Source organism: Lewinella sp. W8 (genome assembly GCF_004375085.3).
Lineage (GTDB): Bacteria > Bacteroidota > Bacteroidia > Chitinophagales > Saprospiraceae > Neolewinella.
Genome location: NZ_SNAQ03000002.1, coordinates 1 through 18,242 on the forward strand (window position 1 = coordinate 1; position 18,242 = coordinate 18,242).

An 18,242-nucleotide genomic window follows, 5' to 3' on the forward strand; every position below is an offset into this window, starting at 1 on the left:
ATCTTGACCAAGTAGGGGCTTACCACTTTTAAGATGGTCTGCTAACAGCTTTTGGAGATCCGCTGGTAATTTGTCTTTTGCGCTTTTCATTCTTAAAGATAGTAGACACACTTACTTGAACAGTCTCAGGTTCTGGATGAATTTTACATTCCCAAGCAAATCCGCGATGCATCGGATGGCCCTTCGCTTCACTCAGGAGACATCCGATGAACGCTCCTTTTTCTTCAACTTCTTCCTTCTCCTTAGCCTCAGCCTTAAATCCTTATTTTCGCCTCCATGGAAATTACCTGGTCCGCCCACACCTTCGAGGAACTTAGCGTTCATCAGCTCTACGCCATCATGGTCTTACGGCAGGAGGTATTTGTGGTGGAACAAACCTGTTGGTACCTCGACGCGGACAATAAGGACCAGGCGGCCCTGCACCTGATGGGTACCACGCCGGACGGTCGCCTGGCCGCCTACACCCGACTGCTGGACCGTGGGGTTTCTTACCCCGACTACGCCAGTATTGGCCGGGTGGTGACCGCGCCCTGGGCGCGGGGGAAGGGACTAGGCCGCCCACTCATGCAAGAATCTCTGCGGGTACTCTTCGACCGCTTCGGCCGGCAGCCCGTCAAGATCAGCGCCCAGGCCCACCTGCAGGAGTACTACGGGAGCATTGGGTTTGTGGGTACCGGAAACATTTACGACGAAGACGGCATCCCGCACCGGGCGATGGTGTATCGGCCTCAGACCGATTACTCCATATAAAAAAGGGCGTAACGCTGGTACCGAACCACGACTTTCTGGCCTTGATACCAGCCCGGAAGAAAATTGGGGAAATCCGCCACGCATTTTTCAATACTCTCGGCCAGCGCGAGGTGCGCCTTCGCTAACCGCTTCGGATTTTGGGTTTGTGAAGGGGGAGGCACCCGGACCGAGGGTCCGTTATTCACGGAACGGCTAGAGATGGTACTGATTCGCAGGAGTTCATCCTTAGGAACCTTCAGGCCTTCGGTTTCTTTCAGGGAGAGAGTACTTACGGATTCCAAAGTAGCGACCCCGGAAGTATCAATGACAAACGTGAAGGGAACGCAGGCCATCACCCCATTTTCCCGGGCAATTCGGGGGTAACGAATGTGCTGATAGAAGGCGGCAAGGACGGGGTCGAAGTCCACCCGATCAAAATGGGACAGCCGCTTGACTTCCTGCTCGGAAAGACTGGGCAAAGTATCTACCTGGGTGTAGAGCAGAGTATCCTGAGCGGCCAATAAAGTTGGCGCAAATAATAGTAACAGAAGTAGAGTCCGTCGATACATAGGGCAGGTATGATTAAAGGTCGCCGCAAAATAATGTTCTTATCGCTGACCGTACTTTGCGGAGAACTTGATTCCTGCACAACGTGTTCCCTTTAATCAATCCACTACCATGCAACCACTCGCCGAAAGAATGCGCCCGCAAACGCTTGACGACTACGTCGGACAGGAGCATCTGGTGGGGCCCGGGGCCGTGCTACGCCGGGCGGTAGAGACCGGACGCCTGCCCAGCTTTATTCTCTGGGGGCCACCGGGCGTGGGCAAGACCACCCTGGCCAAGATTATTGCCGGGCAACTGGAGGTACCCTTCTACATGCTTTCGGCGATCAACTCCGGGGTCAAGGACGTCCGGGACACCATCGACAAGGCCAAACGGGGACAGTTTTTCGACCGGGCCAGTCCCATTCTGTTCATCGATGAGATTCACCGCTTTAGTAAGTCACAGCAAGACAGTCTGCTGGGAGCGGTGGAGGCAGGCATCGTTACCCTGATCGGAGCGACGACCGAAAACCCGAGTTTTGAGGTCATTCCGGCCCTGCTTAGTCGGTGCCAGGTGTACGTACTCGAATCCCTGGGCAAGGAAGAATTACGGGGCATGGTGGACCGGGCGCTGGCCGAGGACGAATACCTCCGCAAGCTGGACGTGACCATGGAGGATTACGACACTCTGCTCCGGTACAGCGGCGGCGACGGCCGCCGCCTCTACAACCTCCTGGAACTGGTCACCAACGAGGCCGCCAGCGGGGCGGCGGTGACGGTAACGGCCGACTACGTCAGCGAACGCGTCCAGGAAAACCTGGCGCGCTACGACAAGACCGGCGAACAACATTACGATATTGCCTCGGCCATGATCAAAAGCATCCGGGGTTCGGATCCGAACGGGGCGGTCTACTGGCTGGCCCGCATGATTGAGGGCGGGGAAGACATCAAGTTCATTTGCCGACGGCTCATCATTTCGGCCAGCGAGGATATCGGCCTGGCCAATCCCAATGCCCTGCTGATGGCCACCACCGCCGCCCAGGCCGCCCAGATGGTGGGCTATCCGGAAGGGCGCATCATCCTGTCTCAGGCCGCGGTTTACCTGGCGACCAGTCCCAAGAGCAACTCCAGTTACCTCGCCATCGGCGAGGCCCAGCGGGCCGTACGGCAACACGGCGCCCTACCCGTGCCTTTGCACCTGCGCAACGCGCCCACCAAACTCATGAAGCAACTCGACTACGGGAAGAACTATAATTATTCCCACGACAATCCCGGCAACTTCAAGCAACAGGAATACCTGCCCGAGCAACTGAGTGGAACGGCTTTTTTCCAGCCCAAACCCAATAATCCCACGGAAAAGAAGATCCTCGAACGGCTGCGGGAGTGGTGGAAGGGGAGGTATTACTAGTTGCTGGTTGCTACAAATCAAACCCGATGTCCGGGCGGTAATTCACCCCCTCCCAGCTGATCAGTTTGGCGCTGGCGTAACTCTTTTTAAGGGCCTCCTGGAAGGTTTCTCCGTAACTCGTGACGGCCAGTACCCGGCCACCGTTGGTGACCAGTTCTCCGGCTTCGTTCGTTTTGGTGCCCGCGTGAAACACCATACTGTCGGTAACCTGCTCCACGCCGGTAATGACCTTCCCCTTTTCGTAGGCTCCCGGATATCCACCACTGACGAGGACTACCGTGGCGGCCTGACGTTCATCCATATCGATGACGGCCGTATCCAGTTGTCCGTCGGCGGTTTCCAGACAGAGTTGCACGAAGTCGTTATTTAGTCGTGCCATGACGGACTGGGTTTCCGGGTCCCCCATCCGGCAGTTGTACTCGATGACGTAGGGGTCGTTATTGACGGAAATAAGTCCGATAAATATGAAGCCCTTATAGTCCAGTTCCCGGGCCTGAATACCTTCGAGGGTGGGCATGATGATTTGTTGTTCTACCCGGGCCATCATGTCGGGGTCCACGAAGGGGGGATGGCTGATGGAGCCCATGCCTCCGGTATTGGGGCCGGTATCCCCCACCCCGATGCGCTTGTAGTCCTTAGCGACCGGCAGGATGCGATAGTTTTTTCCGTCGGTGAGTACGAACACGGAGAATTCGATGCCGTCCAGAAAGTCTTCCACGACGACTTCGTTACTGGCAGCGCCGAACTTCCCCTCCAGCATGGCCCGAAGTTCTTCCTGGGCTTCGCCCACGTCGTTCAGGATGACGACGCCCTTGCCGGCGGCCAGTCCGTCGGCCTTGAGGACGATCGGGGGCCGGCGGTTTTCCAGGTACGCCAGCCCTTCGTCCAGGGTGGCGGCGGTGAAGCGCCGGTAGCCCGCCGTGGGGATATTAAATTCCGCCATGAACTCCTTAGCGTAGGCTTTACTTCCCTCCAGGCGAGCGGCCTCGGCACTGGGGCCGATGAAGCGCACCCCGGCCAGCTCCGAGTCCTGCTTGAAGTAGTCTTGCACGCCATTCACCAGGGGCTCTTCGGGGCCGCAAATGACCAGACTGATCTTTTGGTTCAGGACCAATTCCTTCAGTGCCGGAAAGTCATTGGGGTTGAGGGAAATGTTGGTCGCTAGTGAGGCGGTACCGGCATTGCCGGGAACCACAAAAAGCTGCTGGCAGAGGGGGCTCTGGGTCAACCGCCATGCGATGGCGTGCTCACGGCCACCACTGCCGAGAAGAAGGATATTCATGTTACTTGGGGTAGAAAGAAAGGTGGTCAGGAATCACGAAGGTATAAACTTGTCGGGGTTTTTCAGTCTACTGACTTTCTTCCGCCATTCCCAAAGCGAGTTTGGCCGGGGGCTTGCCCTCACTTCGCCTGCACGGCCTGGAGGTAATAATAAATTATACCTCCGAACATCAGCACCAAAAAGCTAATCATTACGGTAGTGCTGAAGACGTTGTTCCCCGTCACCGCACTACGCACCATAGCGTAGGTAATGTAGGCAAACATGAGGCAGCAAACCGTCCTCACGACCGCAACGGTGAGGAGGGCGATGCGGTGTTGTTCGGCGGCATTTTCCTCCGTAATCCGGACCGGATAGTTGAACCACCGGTAGCCGGAGTTGGCGATCAAACCCATGAGCCAAAAGAGCCCCAGGTTAACCACCGGCAGCACCCACGCAATGATCTTTGCACCGTAGCCGTCAATTTCTCCCCTGCCGTTCCAGTGAATGGGAATCCGCTCCGGAAGGTCTCCATAGTACGTAGCCACGATGGCGAAGGAGAGCACCATGGCGGCCAGGGGTAATATTCGGTGGATACCCTCCTGCATGGGATTGGCTACCTGATTTCGCGGGTCATTCGGGGTGTTCAGGGTACTCATCATTTCAAAATTTCGTCCGTTCCCAAATAAAGCCTTCCCTGGGTCTGGTACCAATGTCTTCGGGCGGGTATCCGCATTTTCTCGACGAGTGCTTCGTCTTCCAGGATGATGTATTCCCCGGTTCCCGGACCATCCTTATCGTGGTAGAAGGCATACCCCCGGAGGGCTTTGGTGACGGGGTCAAAGTAGAAGAACCAAATATCCTTTCCGGTATCCGGAGCGTAGTGCACCTCCATTTCCAGCAGTTGCTCGTCGGCGAACCAGACCTGGTGAATGGTGGGCTGGATGAGGGTTCCGGGGTCCCGTAGCTTCATGGGGAGTCCCCACAGGTAGCTGTAGTAATCCCTAAGGACGTTGGTCCGGTCTTCCGTGAGGTTTAACCGTTGGCGGGTAGAGTCTCCGATGTTCGTGCGCCCGTTGTGGCTGAAGCCATACGTCCCTCCCAGGTAGCGCAGCTGAATTTTGTCTTTACCCCGGGTTTGTTGCATATCAAAGTCTCCCTTGCCGGGGTTGAAGGACAGTCGGGTGTGCCGCACGGATCCTCCCGGCCGGCTTTCGGCCAGCTGGATCAGGTGCGTACGGTTATTCCACTGACTTTCGGGATCATGGTAGGTAATACTCTCCCGAAGGAGCTCTTCCGGATCAATTTCGGTTACGATTCGCTCCCATTCCCGGAGGCTCCGCTCATTCATACTTACGTAGTGGGCATTCCCCGCCTTGCGGGCCAATTCCAGGCTCCGTTTCATCAATTGAACGCCCCGGGACGTATTTCCTAGCTTATACTCAATGATGGCCTGGTAGCGCATCCTACCGAATTGTTCTTCCCCTTCTTTTTCCCAATGGTCCATCCAGGCTTTCGCCTGCCCAAGATCCAGGTCATTATCCAGATAGTAGCGGGCCGCCAGGTAGAAATCATTGGGGTCAGCCGGGCGCTCCAGCTCTTTCTCCGCCCGGGCTGCTACCTGAGCGTCGGTGGGCAATTTCAGGGTACAACTTACGCGCCACCAACCCCATTCCAGGACCAGATCCACCGACTGCGGGTGAAGATTCATCCACCGGTATTCCAGGGTTTCGATCCTTTGGGCGAGGCGTCGGGCCTTCACCGTTTGGCGCAGTACATCTTTAGCCGCCGAATACCCTCTGGTCCCCCAGTTGTCGGTAGCGGAATTGAGTATAAGGATCCAGTTTCCGTCCGGTTTGGGGATGAAGTAGAGGGAGTATTGTCCCGGCGCTACTTTATGCTCTCCGATCGTAGCCATCCCGGACAGCTCCAGCAGCGTATTATCGTTTGCACCGGCGCGCCATACCTGCTCCCACGGCACCAGGGCGCCAAAGATGTCCCGGCCACGAACGTTCGGACGGTGGTAGGTGACCGACAGATTGGTGTAGCCGGCCTGGACCGAATTCGTTGCCGGAGGGCTCGCGGGTGGAGCTTCAAATTGTCCAAACAACATCAGGGGGAAGCAGCAAAGGGCAAACAACAGTGGTTTCATAGTAACATTGATCAGGAGAGGACCAATTTACAATTTGCGGTCTAGAAATTTTGGTATTAAATCGGGAACCCTAAAGAATATTGAGCGGGCCAAACCATGAATAGGCAAGGGAGCAAGAGGGCGCGGTGCGCAGGTGCAATGAAATGGAATCCTCGTGCTTAGCCGGGACACCAAAGACGGTTCCACCAGCGCAGTGACCTAATGGGATGAAACAAACTCCAGCGCCCGTTCATCCATGGCGTTGTGGTCTTTCCCCCTGAGCGCAAAGCCGACGTGACCGCCCTCGGCGGGGGTTTCCAGGGTAATCAGCTCATGCCGGCGGGCCAGTTGGGTGGGATTACAGGCATCGGGAACGATGGGGTCATTCTTCGCGTTGACGATCAGTACCGGAGCCGTGGTCCCCTCCACAAAATTACCGGAAGACAGGTAGGCGTAATAAGCGTTCAGATCATCGAAGCCCCCGATGGGTGCCGAAAACCACCGGTCAAAATCGCGCCACACCCGAACGTCTTTCAGTTTGGACATGTCGACCCGACCGGGAAATTGCGCCTCCTTGGCCCCGATCTTCTGGGCAAGCGCCCGGAAAAACTTGCGTCGATAGATCCAGTTGCCCGTCTGGTCCAGGCTGTCGGCGGAATGCTCGATGAACACCGGGGCGGAGAAGGCCACCCCGTGGGTGACCTGCTCGGGGCGGTTCCGCCCCATGGTGCCCAGGTACTTGAGGGTGAGGTTTCCCCCCATACTGTAGCCAACCAGCACGATCTGATCAAAATCTCCGGTATGGATGGCGTGGTTAACGACCAACTCCAGGTCTTCACTCTGACCGTGGCTGTACAGCTTCGGCGTCAGGTTCATTTCCCCGGAGCAGGAACGGCAATTCCAGGCCAGCGCATGCCAGCCATGCCGGTAAAAATACCGGGCGGCACTGGCTACGTACACCCGACTGCTATCACCCTCCAGCCCGTGTGACAGGATGACGAGTTTACGACTCGTTTCCGCTGCCTGATCCAGCCAATCCAAATCCAGGAAATCTCCGTCGGGGGTATCGATTCGTTCCCTTCGGTAGGTAACCGGAACGGAACGGAAGACGTTGGGGACGATCGTTTGGTAATGTGCACGGAAACTGTTCAGCATGCTCGATTGGAGAAATTACGGTAAGGGATTGCGGCGTTCTGCCTTCGCTAAAGGACCTCAACCTGGGTGGCCACAGAGGAGGTGTTTCGATCAATAAGGGCCGGGGCCAAAGGATTGTTTGCCGGGTCTCCGAAAAATTATTTTCCGTCCACAACGTCACCCTAGCGAAAATCAACCTTGGCAAATACAATCAGCAGGAAAATGATCACCACCGTCAGGTTGCCCACTACCCCGAGGATAACCTGATGCTTGTTGTTTTTTTTGGGAGGTAATGAGCGTACGGCATTCAGTAAGCCGGAAATGGCACACATAACCCCGAATACGATAAGGGAAACCATGACGTGCGCGGTGATGTCCAGTCCGGACCACAGGAAGCCCGGCCAGGAATCCCGCACATACCTCCATAGATAAATTGCCAGCAGCAATAGATAACTCCCTGCGGCGAGTGCGAAGAGTTGCACGGCCCGAATGGCCGCCCGGTTTTGCGCCGCCGGGCGCAGATCATCCAGTATGTTGTCACGATCACTCATCTACGGGGAATACAAAAATCCAGCGTCATCGTTTTCGACGACATCGGCATAACGTACCGGGGCAGGACCTTCTTGCCGAAAGCAACGCCTGACTCTCCACAGCGGTCAACAAAAACCGATGTCTTCAAATTGCCCTACTCTTTCGCCGCTTCCGCGCGTCGGATATTGCGCTCCAGGTTAGCCTTATCCTCCAGGTACTCCCGTTCGTCGATGTGGTCCCGCTGGAGTTCGAGCTTCTGTAGCGCCAGCTCGTACCAGTACTTTGCCTCGGCAAACTCCTGATGGGTTCGGTGGAGGTATCCCATATTCCGGAGCAGGCGGACGCTGTTGGGGTAAAGCGAAATACCCCATCCGAGTACTTCCTGGGCCAGCCCTCTGTGTCCGGCCTCCGCAAATTCATTGGCGTAAAAACTAAGCGAGCGGACGTCCGGGAAGCGAATGAAGCCGTATCGCCGCTCGGCGGCAACGTAAAACTCCTCGGCCTGCTCCCGGACCGAGCGATCCTGGTTTTTTGCGAAGGCTTCCAGGTGGGAAAGGTCCACCATAAACTGGCGGCTCATCCGCACCAATCCGTTATTCCAGGAGGGGATCACCACGGACCAGTGGTCCGTTCCCGCCAGGATTTCCCGTTCGAAGACGAGGCTTTTGTTCTGGTGCTCGGTGATCAGGGAATCCAGGTAATCGACGTGGTTAGAAAAGTCGGCTTCATAGTTACCGACCGTCCCGTGGGAACAATAGAGATATTTCCGAAAGTCCGTCCCGTGTTTTAACTGGGCATCGGCGTGGTAGAGCATTTGATTATTTACGTGCCCCAGGGCGGGACTGATGGCCAGGTAAGCCCGGAAGAGATCCCGTTGTTGACTGAACAGCGTTTCGGCGATAAAGGCACCGCCCCGGCTGTGCCCCACGAGGATGCGCTCCTGGTTTATCCGGTAAGTCTCTTCCAAAAGCGGTATAACTTCTTCCCGGAGGTGTTGGTGGAGCAGATGAGCCTGAGCCTTCCGGTTGCGCTCCGCCTTGGGGTCTTCGGGCAGGGGGATGAACTCCCATTGTCGGCTATCGGAATGGATGCCCACCACGATCAGGGGCAGTGTCTGGTAGGTGTTGACGAGGTAGGCTACGTTATGCTTGGCCATGTTCCAGTACTGCCCGGACTGGGCGTCCAGGGCAAAGACGACCGAAAAGGTATCCAGCGGGTTTTTCTCGTAGCGCTCGGGAAGATGAATGTAGATTTTGCGCTCCTTCCCGAAGGCTTCCGAGTCAATGGTGTGGGTGACGTCGCGATTGGACTGCCCCCAAAGGGAGACAAGCCCTAAGGGCAAAAGTATACAGAGGACAAGGAATCGCATGGCGGATTGGTCTGGCTGGTCGGTCGTTACCCTAAGGACGGCAGGGGTTTTAAAAGGTGGCTTTGGGAAAGCCACCAGTCCAAGCTATTCAAAAATTGGTGCCAGATGGTCCGCGGATCCCGTTAATTCCCAGTGCCCCAGGGCGATGGGGATATTGCCGATGGAATTGAGTCCGTCGAAGAAGTCCGTCAGGGTGAAAGGTTCGCTCACGGAACCTTCCCGCACCTTCGCCATTTCGGCCATGGCGGCCTCCACCTGATGCTTCCCGGTGATGTAGCTGGTGCCGTATCCGGGCTGGCGGAGATACAGGTGCTGCTCAAAAATCAACAGTTCTTTTTCGGTTTTCATCCATCCGCGCGGCGTGTATTCCGAATGGATGCCTCCGGCCTCCTCCATCGTCATCTCGTTGGCGTGGGCGTAGAGCGATCCCAGCCCACGGGCCGCCCGCTGGGCGATCATGATGTAGACGATCTCCCGCACCCGGGGATTATCGTCGTACAGGCCAGCCTGCATAAACATTTCTTCCACGGCCGTGGCCATACCCTCGTTGCGGGAATCAAAGATGTTGTACAGCAAGGGGCCCCGTCTTACGGGACTGGGGTTGGGCTCCGTATCCATCCGGGCCAGTTCAAACCAGTGGTAGAAATGGGAATACAGGGGGCGCGGATCGTAGTGGGCCGTGATCCAGAAAAAGTTGCGCGTCTCCTTCGGGACGAAGGCCCCGAGGTGCTCCCGCAGGGCGGGATCGAAATACTCCTTGACGGTGACGATGTCCTGATCCTCAAGGAAGGAAATCAGGCTTACCGCCCCGGCTTCCGCCAGGGCGTCGTAGGCCTCCGGAGACTCGGCGGCGACCAGGGGAGGCAAGTCCCGGTTACGGTGTTCCTCCAGCTTGAGGGAAGCCCAGGCACGGGCCAGTTCCCGCTTGAGGATCATCACCTCATCCTCCCAGGTCAGGGGTACGAGGTGGACGTTCTGAAGGTACCAGGTGTAATTCTCCTTACCGATGCCGGAAGGACCATCCTTTTGGTCGGCTTCGGCCTTCAACCATTCGGCCAGCTCGTCCGTGCTGCTGATGGCGGCCTCGAGGGAAGCAACAATTTCTTCGTCCTCCGCTACGCCCTCGGCCTCCAGCACTTGTCGCAATACCGCTGATTGGCCCTCGATGTCCCGAATTCCCGCCACCCAGAGGTCGCGGGCGTTGCCCGTCAGGTTTTCCCGGGCCTGGGCGTTTAGGGGAGGAATTACGGACAGATCGTCAAGCAAACGTTTTTTGTCTGCCAGCGAAAGGGGGAACTCATACGTCCACAACTCAAGCGTGGCGTGGTGGGTGGGGCCCTCGTGGGCGGGCACGTCACTGCGGTAGGTCCACACCGTTTTGTAGTACGCCGGATCCCGTTCCCAGGGCCGGAGGATACGACGGTTAAAGTCGTAGCCGTTCATTTCCGCCCGCACCAGATGCCAATCGACGCGTTGGGGAACGGACCACCCGCTGGTATCCATCGCCATCAAACGAGCCTCCAGGGCCAGGAAGTCTGGCTGACGGCCGGTGAAGGTGGCTGCGCGGTAGTCGGGAGCCCCCTCGTAATAAGGTGGGCGCTCAAAGTCACGCCAGTCCGCAAACAACTCGGTGAGGGAAGCGTAGTCCGTGGTGGTGGCCACCTCCGGGGAAGGTGGTGTTGCCTCCGGAGCGCTACAGTGCGCGAAAAGAAAGGACAGGAGCAGTACGGTACTGAGGAGTCTCATGCAAAAGTGTTGGGTGCCCGGCCAAGATAAGTATCGATTAAGTAAGCAGGGTTTTTCTTACTCCGCTTGTTGTTTATGGCCTAGTGACATTTTTTCAACACCTCCTCTTCCTAGCAGCCTAAACGACCATTCCCGGCACTCCTCTTCAGCCTCAACCTTCTCCTTACGACCGACTTGCGGTAGGTAAGCACATTGATTTTTCATAATGATAGCATCGTGTTGCGAAGTTTTTTTTACCGGTGAAGGAGCTCTAGATTTCGTAACATCGGGCGGTAGTTGGATCTCCTTCATGGGGTGAAAAATGAAAAGTTTATGTTGCTACCTAGAGCAAGCCTTTTCCGGAAAGATGTTCTGCTACGGGAATGGCTCGGCGTGAAACACCTCGACCAGTTATGCCGCGACGTCTGAGGGGACGACCGGATTATGTCCTTCCGTCTTCATTCTTCCTTCTTCTCTCTTCCTTTGCCTTTCCCAAACACCACTGCACCTGCGCGCCGCCGCATGCTGCAAAGAACCGGTGATCCCGACGAGCTAACGGAACTCGGGACCGCCGCCCGCTATTTCACCTGCTCCACCTGGAACCACTCCCGGGCCGAGCGGGCCGGTAACACCGTAGCGCTGATGCGTCCCTCGGCCACCAGAAAGTATTCCGTAATCATTTCAGCGGACAAAGACGCCACGTAACTACCGTCCGCTTCGGGCGACAGCTTGGTGTACCGGAAATTATTTGATCTGCGGGGGCGATGGGCCACCCAAACCGCCTCGGCCGGAACCCCACTCACCAGACTCACGGATACCGTTACCGAGTCACCGTCCTCCAGCGCCTGGTGGGTTTCGATCTCGGGGACGGGCTGTTTGTACAGGGGATGATCCCGCAGATATTCCCCGCGCTTTTCAAAGAACTCCTGCAGGCCAATTACGGCACCACCGGAAATGTCTACCGTATTGTGGTAATTCTGGGTGTACGTCTCCGTGGGGTACAGCGGATTAGGCTCCTGGATTACTTCGGAGGTAATCGTTTCCCGGATGGCTTCCGCCCGTTTGAGGTACTGGCCATCAGCAAATTGCTCCTCGTAAATGGTCCGGAGATGCGCCACGTACATTTTGCGGAAAAGTGGACGATCAAAAAGGCGAAGAATGAGCGGACGATCCTTATTGCGGTCGGAAAAGTGCAGAAAGGGACTGAGTTTCACCATTTCTTCGTTGGTGAGGACCTTATCCCGGTCCACCAGGCGGAAGCCGCCAACGCTCAGGTTCAAATCCCAGATGACCGGCCGCCAGATTCCCGTGGAATCCTGGAAGAGGTAGTAGTTGTGGCAGAAGGCTCCAAGGTAGCTGTCCAGGTTCACGAGGGCATTGTTGAAGGCCAGCATCCAGAGGGCTTCATCCACGTTGAGCCACGTTTCGGGAGCAATTTTCTCGTTCTCCAGGTTTTTGGTCATCGCAATGAGTTCCTTCCAACCATAGTCCGATTTTTTCAACTCGTAGCGTGCCACGTAGCAAGCACTGTCGGGGCCGAGGTAGCTGAGGTTAGCGCCCAGTCCGGGGGGGCAAACCGAAGGCGGTGGGTCCTTGCTTTCCGGATCGCACTTGAACAGCAGTCCGTCTTCCGAGTGAAACTCATCCTCCCAGAATTGCTCGTCCACGGATTCGGTCAGGTTGTACAAACCGTAGTAATCACCGTCTACCGTCAGGCGGGCGTAGTTACAGTCGGGGGCCGAAAGGTAGTCGCGGGCGATGGCGTAGGAGAGGCTTTCCCGCAAATAGCTCGGGTCCCGGAATACGTTGCTGAGCTTGAGGGTGCGGTAACGGCCCTGGACGCGCTGGTCCTTATGGGTATAGCTCACCTTGATGTTGAAGGGAAGCTTTTTCTTTTCGGCCCGTACGGGGGCGAAGTAGGAGGAGTTCCCCTTCAGTCGGACGCCCACCGAATCGAATACCTCTCCGTTAACCTTCAGGGTGGCCAGCACCCGGTCCTGGATGTTGTTTTTCTTCCAGGCGTTCAGTTTTTTCTTCCAGTGCGGGTCATCCATTTCCAGTTCAATCTCTACGATCTTTTCCAGACTGTAGAGATCGGCTTCCGCATTTTGGGCGAGGGCGCAGGTGCCCAGCAAGCAGAAAAGAGCAATAAGGTGTGGAATACGAAGCGAGGCTGCGCTCATTGGTTTGTGAGGTAATTCATCGTGAAGGTACAATCCCGGGGCTGAACCCAACGGCAGGAAGAGAAGTAGACCGGCAATTTATCGCCCGTGGCACGGGCCTGAAAATAACGAAGGCATTTATTCGACATTGCGTCTCCTCCCTTACCGGAAGCTCAGGCCGGTGAAAACAATTTTCCCCCTACCCTACTTACCCCAGCATGCAACATCAACGACTCCTACTGTTTTGTCTTGGCCTCCTGGCCTTTAGTTATCTGGCGGCTCAGGAAGCCAACGACGCGCTGCTACACTTTAACCAGGCCCGAATTGACCATCAGCAAAAGGCCATGCTCACCCTCGGCGGATGGGCGGTGGTCAATATTGCCACCGGCCTCAGTCTGCGGAACTCCGCCGACGGCAGCACCAAGCACTTTCACGAGATGAACGCACTCTGGAATGTCGTCAATCTTGGCATCGCGGGGCTGGGATACTACGCCGCCAGCCGGGAAGACCCGACGGCCCTGGCCACCTTCGGCACCATCCAGGAACACTACAAGTTTGAGAAGATTCTCCTTTTCAACGCCGGCCTCGACGTCGGCTATATGCTTGGCGGACTCTACCTGACCGAACGGGCCAAACGGCCCGGCGTGAACGCAGATCAGCTGAAGGGGTTCGGCAACAGTATTATGTTGCAGGGAGGATTCCTCTTTGTCTTTGACCTGGTCAATTACTTTATTTCCTCGGGCCGGACCGGCGACCTGAAGCTCCTGCTGGGACGCACCTCGGAGGGAATTGGCATGACCCTCACCTTCTGACGTAAAAAAAGCCCGCTTCGCGGAACGAAGCGGGCAGTGTCTAAACAGGTGATTTAACCAAGAAAAATACGTGCGTTACTTACGCATGTTATAGTTCTGGTAGTTCATTGAGCCATTGGCCTGACTAATCAGGTCATTGACAATGGTTTCAGCAGTGCTGAAAAACTTATATACGTGATCCGATTGATCGGTTAGTTTTTTATCCACGTTAATTGCCTGGGCGGTTTCCTTCAGGGTGTTAATCCAGGCGGTGCGGGTAATGAAACGGTCATCACTGGCAATGTCTTCAAGGATACCTGCGGTGGCCGTAAAGGCGGCACGCACATCATTGGCGTGGCTGAGACTCTTCCAATTCTTCGTAATGGCGTTGGCCTTCTTCATAATCATGGCACGTTGCTCGGTGAAGTTTTCTACTTCAATACCTTCGGCATCGGCCATGGCACCGGCGAGCTTTACGAGCTTTTTCAGGCCATTGCTGGTAAATTCGTGGTCAAGACCTACGGTACCATCAATGTTAATCCGATTCCAGTTATTGAATTCATCTAATTCAACCTGGTAGCTGAGGTTTACGGGTTGAACAACCACGAGCGCAGGAATGTATTCGGCAATCCGGGCACGAATGGCGCGGCTGCGGTACATATCTTCCATGGCAAAGAACCGGAGGGCGCGGTCGGCACCAATTTTGTCTTCGAGGCGGTCAAAGTAATCTTTCTTCAGCTCCAACTCGGCAATTTTTACTTCCCAGTAGTCTTCGATGAAGTCAGCCCGCTCATTTTCGGCGGACTTAGGACTATTATCTTCCTTCATCTCTTCCTGGTATTCAGTCACAACGCGGTCGAGCCGTGCTTCCAGCTCATCCTGGTAGCGCTGATATTCCATGTAAATGGGCGTAAAATCTTCCGTTTCTTCGGTAGTGAGATTGAGGGTGCGAATGGCCTGGGCGCGGATATCCATTTCTACTTTAGCATCCGTGATGCGTTCGTACTTTTCCTTTTCGGACATATCGTCGCGGTCGGGCGTCATCTGCTGGGCAAACATTGGCGTTGACAAAAGAGCCAATGCGATAAAGGTTGAAAACAAGGTTTTCATTTGGTTAAAATTTATACTTTAAAAATAACTGATAAGCAATTACTTATCTTCTTTGTACATCCTTGAAACGGGTCCTTCCGTACTGCTGTTCGGTCGGGTCAGGGTTTTTTCAAAAAAAGTTCAACGTGTGGTTTCAGTCCCTCAGCCCGAGCCAAGGCATCAGGTTTCTATTCCCTGGATAGTCCGCCAAAACACTTATCCATTCACGTTGTTATTGATGGGAGTGTCTAGTCCTGAAGGTGTTTAGCTTACCCATGAGGGTTGGTGATAATGTCCCAGCTTACGTTCCCCGGTGTGTCCTGCTACGGTTTGGCGGTGAACGCCTTTGGCCGTCACACTAAAGTCACGATCCCACCATTTTTCGCATCCCACGAAAAACACGTGAGAATCCTGTAAATCCTCGCTATTTTTGCGCCCCTATGAAGCATATTCGCAATTTTTGTGTCATTGCCCACATCGATCACGGTAAGAGTACGCTCTCTGACCGCCTGCTGGACTTTACCCAATCCGTTAGTGAGCGCGATCGGAAAGATCAGTTACTGGACGATATGGACCTGGAACGCGAGCGTGGCATCACGATCAAGAGTCACGCCATTCAGATGCACTACAAGCATACTGATGGCCAGGAGTATGTCTTCAACATGATTGATACTCCGGGACACGTGGATTTCAGCTACGAAGTGTCCCGCTCCATCGCGGCTTGTGAAGGTGCCCTGCTGCTGGTAGACGCCACTCAGGGGATTCAGGCCCAGACCATTTCCAACCTCTTCCTGGCGCTGGAGCACGATCTGGAAATTATTCCGGTCCTTAATAAGGTGGATATGGAAACGGCCATGATCGAAGAAATGGCCGATCAGATGATTGACCTCACGGGATGCTCCCGGGAAGAGATTGTCCTGGCCAGTGGAAAGACGGGCATTGGTGTGCCGGAAATCATGCAGGCGGTAGTCGAGCGGATTCCCCCACCCAGTGGAGATCCCGAAGCCCCCCTCCAGGCGCTGATTTTTGATAGTGTGTTCAATCCATTCCGGGGCGTTATTGCCTACGTCCGGGTGAAGAACGGTAGCCTGCCCAAGGGAGCAGAGGTGCTGTTCACCGCTACTGGGGCCAGGTACTCCGCCGATGAGGTGGGCGCGATGGAACTGGAGATGAAGCCCACCAAAGGGATTGCCTGCGGAGACGTTGGGTACATCATCACCGGCATCAAAAAATCTTCGGAAATCAAGGTTGGGGATACCGTTACGCTCGCCAACAATCCGGCCGAGCAGCTATCGGGCTTTGAGGAAGTCAAGCCCATGGTCTTCGCCGGTATCTTCCCGCTGGATAACGATGATTTTGAGCCCCTGAGGGATAGCCTGGAAAAACTGCAGCTCAACGACGCCAGTCTGGTATTTGAACCCGAAACCTCAGCGGCCCTGGGGTACGGTTTCCGCTGTGGCTTCCTGGGGATGCTTCACCTGGAGATCATTCAGGAACGTCTGTTCCGGGAATTCAACATGGACGTCATCACGACGGTTCCAAACGTTACCTACCGCATCACCGACACCAAGGGTGAGGTCCGGGAAATCCGCAATCCGGCGGAACTGCCGGAGGCCAACAGCCGGGCGATGGTAGAAGAACCCATCATTTCGGCCCAGATCATTACCCAGACCGACTACATCGGTTCCATCATGACGCTGGCCATTGAAAAGCGGGGGACGCTGAAGAAACAGACCTACCTTAGTCCGGAAAGGGTTGAGCTCCACTTTGAACTGCCACTGGCCGAGATTGTGTTTGACTTTTATGACCGCCTGAAATCCATCTCCCGCGGATACGCCAGTTTTGATTATCAGCCGCTGGAATACCGGGAAACGGATCTGGTGCGGATGGACATCAAGCTCAACGGCGAAAACGTCGACGCGCTGTCGGCACTGGTCCACCGCTCCAAGGCCCAGAGTGTAGGTCGGGGAATGTGCAAAAAGCTCAAGGAACTGCTCCCGCGGCAACAGTTCATGATCGCCATTCAGGCGGCCATTGGCGCCAAAGTGATCGCCCGGGAAACCCTGTCGGCCATGCGCAAGGACGTTACCGCGAAGTGTTACGGTGGTGACATCAGCCGGAAGCGGAAGCTTCTGGAAAAGCAAAAGGCCGGTAAGCGAAAAATGCGGCAGTTTGGCAAGGTTGAAGTGCCCCAGAAGGCCTTCCTGGACGTCCTTAAGCTGGACTAGCCACCGATTCGCGCAAACACCCGCAGTAAATCCGTTCCGATTTTTTCTTCCCGTAGTAACCGCACTTCTCCTTTCAGCGCTGGAGCAGCAAGTCCTGCATTTAATTGCTGCGGACTGGTGAAGACCCTGGCTTCGTCCCAGAGTCCCTGCTGAATAAAGGCTTGCAGGAGGGCAGCACCTCCCTCCACCGTCAGATGGCCCAACCTGGCCGCATGGAGCCAACTGAGCACCTGCGGTAACGCCCCCTTCCACCCTGACGACAAGGGAACTACTTCGGCTTTAAGGTCAGGACGATCCGAGCCGGAGAACACTACGGGCTTCCGGTCCTGACGGAAAATCTTCTCCCGTCCGGTACAACGGTCTTTAGGGTCAAGTACGATCACGCGGGGAGACGGGCCCGGAAAGAGCCGGGTATTCAGGCCGGGGTTATCTTCGACGATGGTTCTCCCGCCCACCATAATGGCGGTGCTGTTGGCCCGCCAGCGGTGGACCAGCCGGCGGCTGATGGGATTGGTAAGCCAATAATCTTCTTCCCGATTCTCCGGACGCAGAAAGCCATCCGCGGATTGCGCAAACTTGAGGAGCACAAAGGGCCGTTCCTGGCTGGCAATAACCTTGCGGAACCGATTGGGTGCGAGGGTAGGCTTAAAACCATTGTACTCAGTCACCGAAACGTTGGCCTCTTCCAAAATTCCGACGCTCATGCCGTTGACGCCCGGAGTAGCATCTCGCTGGGCGAATACCACCCGCTTAATGCCGTGCCGTTGGATGAGATCCGTACAGGCACCGGAGCGCCCCTGGATGCAGCAGGGTTCCAGGCTAACGTACAAGGTGGAGTCGGGAATTTTGGGTCGGTCATCCTCCCGGACACTAGCCAGGCAATTTACCTCAGCGTGGGCCTCTCCGGCTACCTTATGGTAACCTTCTCCGATAATCCGGCCCCGAAAAACGAGCACCGCTCCTACCCTCGGGCTGTCCCCTACCCGTCCGTCGGCCAGGGCCGCCAGCTGACCGCAGCGAAGCAAAAAAGATTCGTCTCTCAACTCAACGGGACTAGACATAACACAAAATGCTTGATTACGGACAAACTTGGTGCTTTTTGATAACGATTCGGGCTAAATCGGGTTGACATCTGCGTTCAC

General features: G+C 55.7%; 15 protein-coding genes. 4 read left to right on the plus strand and 11 right to left on the minus strand.

Going from position 1 to position 18,242, the window contains the following annotated elements; genetic code table 11:
• Positions 1-276 precede the first annotated feature (276 nt).
• Complete coding sequence (locus E1J53_RS02540) at positions 277-750, plus strand: GNAT family N-acetyltransferase (protein ID WP_134271736.1); 474 nt, start codon at positions 277-279, stop codon at positions 748-750.
• Here E1J53_RS02540 and E1J53_RS02545 read toward each other — a convergent pair.
• Positions 738-1,298: a hypothetical protein gene (locus E1J53_RS02545; RefSeq protein WP_134271735.1), complete on the minus strand. Its 561-nt coding sequence runs from the start codon at positions 1,296-1,298 to the stop codon at positions 738-740. The genes E1J53_RS02540 and E1J53_RS02545 overlap by 13 nt on opposite strands.
• Positions 1,299-1,407: 109 nt before the next feature.
• On the opposite strand from E1J53_RS02545, the gene E1J53_RS02550 reads away from it, so the two are divergent.
• Entirely contained in the window at positions 1,408-2,682 is a 1,275-nt protein-coding gene (locus tag E1J53_RS02550) for a replication-associated recombination protein A (protein ID WP_134271734.1), read from the plus strand.
• A gap of 10 nt (positions 2,683-2,692) precedes the next feature.
• Here the strand turns inward: E1J53_RS02550 and purD are convergent, their stop codons facing one another.
• The 8 genes from purD to E1J53_RS02590 form a co-directional block, all read right to left on the minus strand.
• Entirely contained in the window at positions 2,693-3,964 is a 1,272-nt protein-coding gene (gene purD, locus E1J53_RS02555) for a phosphoribosylamine--glycine ligase (RefSeq protein ID WP_134271733.1), read from the minus strand.
• A 119-nt stretch (positions 3,965-4,083) separates the two neighbouring features.
• A complete protein-coding gene (locus E1J53_RS02560; RefSeq protein ID WP_134271732.1) occupies positions 4,084-4,602 on the minus strand; it encodes a DUF1648 domain-containing protein in 519 nt (172 codons plus the stop codon).
• Positions 4,599-6,092 carry a DUF6503 family protein gene (locus E1J53_RS02565; RefSeq protein ID WP_134271731.1) on the minus strand — a complete coding sequence of 498 codons (1,494 nt, stop codon included), beginning with the start codon at positions 6,090-6,092 and terminating at the stop codon, positions 4,599-4,601. Before E1J53_RS02565 ends, E1J53_RS02560 begins: the two co-directional genes overlap by 4 nt.
• Positions 6,093-6,290: 198 nt before the next feature.
• Positions 6,291-7,226 (minus strand): YheT family hydrolase, encoded by a 936-nt coding sequence (locus E1J53_RS02570; protein WP_134271730.1) that lies wholly within the window; start codon positions 7,224-7,226, stop codon positions 6,291-6,293.
• A gap of 161 nt (positions 7,227-7,387) precedes the next feature.
• On the minus strand, positions 7,388-7,756 hold the full coding sequence (locus E1J53_RS02575) for a hypothetical protein (RefSeq protein ID WP_134271729.1): 369 nt from the start codon (positions 7,754-7,756) through the stop codon (positions 7,388-7,390).
• A 134-nt stretch (positions 7,757-7,890) separates the two neighbouring features.
• Positions 7,891-9,105, minus strand: a complete 1,215-nt coding sequence (locus E1J53_RS02580; protein WP_134271728.1) for an alpha/beta hydrolase — start codon at positions 9,103-9,105, stop codon at positions 7,891-7,893.
• A gap of 84 nt (positions 9,106-9,189) precedes the next feature.
• A complete protein-coding gene (locus E1J53_RS02585) occupies positions 9,190-10,851 on the minus strand; it encodes a hypothetical protein (RefSeq protein WP_134271727.1) in 1,662 nt (553 codons plus the stop codon).
• A gap of 557 nt (positions 10,852-11,408) precedes the next feature.
• Positions 11,409-13,013 carry a CotH kinase family protein gene (locus E1J53_RS02590; RefSeq protein WP_134271726.1) on the minus strand — a complete coding sequence of 535 codons (1,605 nt, stop codon included), beginning with the start codon at positions 13,011-13,013 and terminating at the stop codon, positions 11,409-11,411.
• Between the two features lie 197 nt (positions 13,014-13,210).
• Here E1J53_RS02590 and E1J53_RS02595 point away from each other — a divergent pair, with 197 nt between their 5' ends.
• Positions 13,211-13,804 (plus strand): hypothetical protein, encoded by a 594-nt coding sequence (locus tag E1J53_RS02595; protein WP_134271725.1) that lies wholly within the window; start codon positions 13,211-13,213, stop codon positions 13,802-13,804.
• A gap of 75 nt (positions 13,805-13,879) precedes the next feature.
• On the opposite strand, the gene E1J53_RS02600 is transcribed toward E1J53_RS02595, so the two are convergent.
• Positions 13,880-14,893 carry a hypothetical protein gene (locus E1J53_RS02600; RefSeq protein WP_134271724.1) on the minus strand — a complete coding sequence of 338 codons (1,014 nt, stop codon included), beginning with the start codon at positions 14,891-14,893 and terminating at the stop codon, positions 13,880-13,882.
• A 419-nt stretch (positions 14,894-15,312) separates the two neighbouring features.
• Here E1J53_RS02600 and lepA point away from each other — a divergent pair, with 419 nt between their 5' ends.
• The gene (lepA, locus tag E1J53_RS02605) at positions 15,313-17,100 is read left to right on the plus strand and encodes a translation elongation factor 4 (RefSeq protein WP_134271723.1); all 1,788 of its coding nucleotides are present in this window, start codon (positions 15,313-15,315) and stop codon (positions 17,098-17,100) included.
• On the opposite strand, the gene ribD is transcribed toward lepA, so the two are convergent.
• The gene (ribD, locus tag E1J53_RS02610; RefSeq protein ID WP_134271722.1) at positions 17,097-18,161 is read right to left on the minus strand and encodes a bifunctional diaminohydroxyphosphoribosylaminopyrimidine deaminase/5-amino-6-(5-phosphoribosylamino)uracil reductase RibD; all 1,065 of its coding nucleotides are present in this window, start codon (positions 18,159-18,161) and stop codon (positions 17,097-17,099) included. The genes lepA and ribD overlap by 4 nt on opposite strands.
• Positions 18,162-18,242: the final 81 nt, after the last annotated feature.

What these genes read in the sequence shown, in the direction of transcription:
- E1J53_RS02540 (WP_134271736.1), top strand. Translation starts at nt 277, where the DNA reads ATGGAAATTACCTGGTCCGCCCACACCTTCGAGGAACTTAGCGTTCAT.
- E1J53_RS02545 (WP_134271735.1), bottom strand. Translation starts at nt 1,298, where the DNA reads ATGTATCGACGGACTCTACTTCTGTTACTATTATTTGCGCCAACTTTA.
- E1J53_RS02550 (WP_134271734.1), top strand. Translation starts at nt 1,408, where the DNA reads ATGCAACCACTCGCCGAAAGAATGCGCCCGCAAACGCTTGACGACTAC.
- purD (WP_134271733.1), bottom strand. Translation starts at nt 3,964, where the DNA reads ATGAATATCCTTCTTCTCGGCAGTGGTGGCCGTGAGCACGCCATCGCA.
- E1J53_RS02560 (WP_134271732.1), bottom strand. Translation starts at nt 4,602, where the DNA reads ATGATGAGTACCCTGAACACCCCGAATGACCCGCGAAATCAGGTAGCC.
- E1J53_RS02565 (WP_134271731.1), bottom strand. Translation starts at nt 6,092, where the DNA reads ATGAAACCACTGTTGTTTGCCCTTTGCTGCTTCCCCCTGATGTTGTTT.
- E1J53_RS02570 (WP_134271730.1), bottom strand. Translation starts at nt 7,226, where the DNA reads ATGCTGAACAGTTTCCGTGCACATTACCAAACGATCGTCCCCAACGTC.
- E1J53_RS02575 (WP_134271729.1), bottom strand. Translation starts at nt 7,756, where the DNA reads ATGAGTGATCGTGACAACATACTGGATGATCTGCGCCCGGCGGCGCAA.
- E1J53_RS02580 (WP_134271728.1), bottom strand. Translation starts at nt 9,105, where the DNA reads ATGCGATTCCTTGTCCTCTGTATACTTTTGCCCTTAGGGCTTGTCTCC.
- E1J53_RS02585 (WP_134271727.1), bottom strand. Translation starts at nt 10,851, where the DNA reads ATGAGACTCCTCAGTACCGTACTGCTCCTGTCCTTTCTTTTCGCGCAC.
- E1J53_RS02590 (WP_134271726.1), bottom strand. Translation starts at nt 13,013, where the DNA reads ATGAGCGCAGCCTCGCTTCGTATTCCACACCTTATTGCTCTTTTCTGC.
- E1J53_RS02595 (WP_134271725.1), top strand. Translation starts at nt 13,211, where the DNA reads ATGCAACATCAACGACTCCTACTGTTTTGTCTTGGCCTCCTGGCCTTT.
- E1J53_RS02600 (WP_134271724.1), bottom strand. Translation starts at nt 14,893, where the DNA reads ATGAAAACCTTGTTTTCAACCTTTATCGCATTGGCTCTTTTGTCAACG.
- lepA (WP_134271723.1), top strand. Translation starts at nt 15,313, where the DNA reads ATGAAGCATATTCGCAATTTTTGTGTCATTGCCCACATCGATCACGGT.
- ribD (WP_134271722.1), bottom strand. Translation starts at nt 18,161, where the DNA reads ATGTCTAGTCCCGTTGAGTTGAGAGACGAATCTTTTTTGCTTCGCTGC.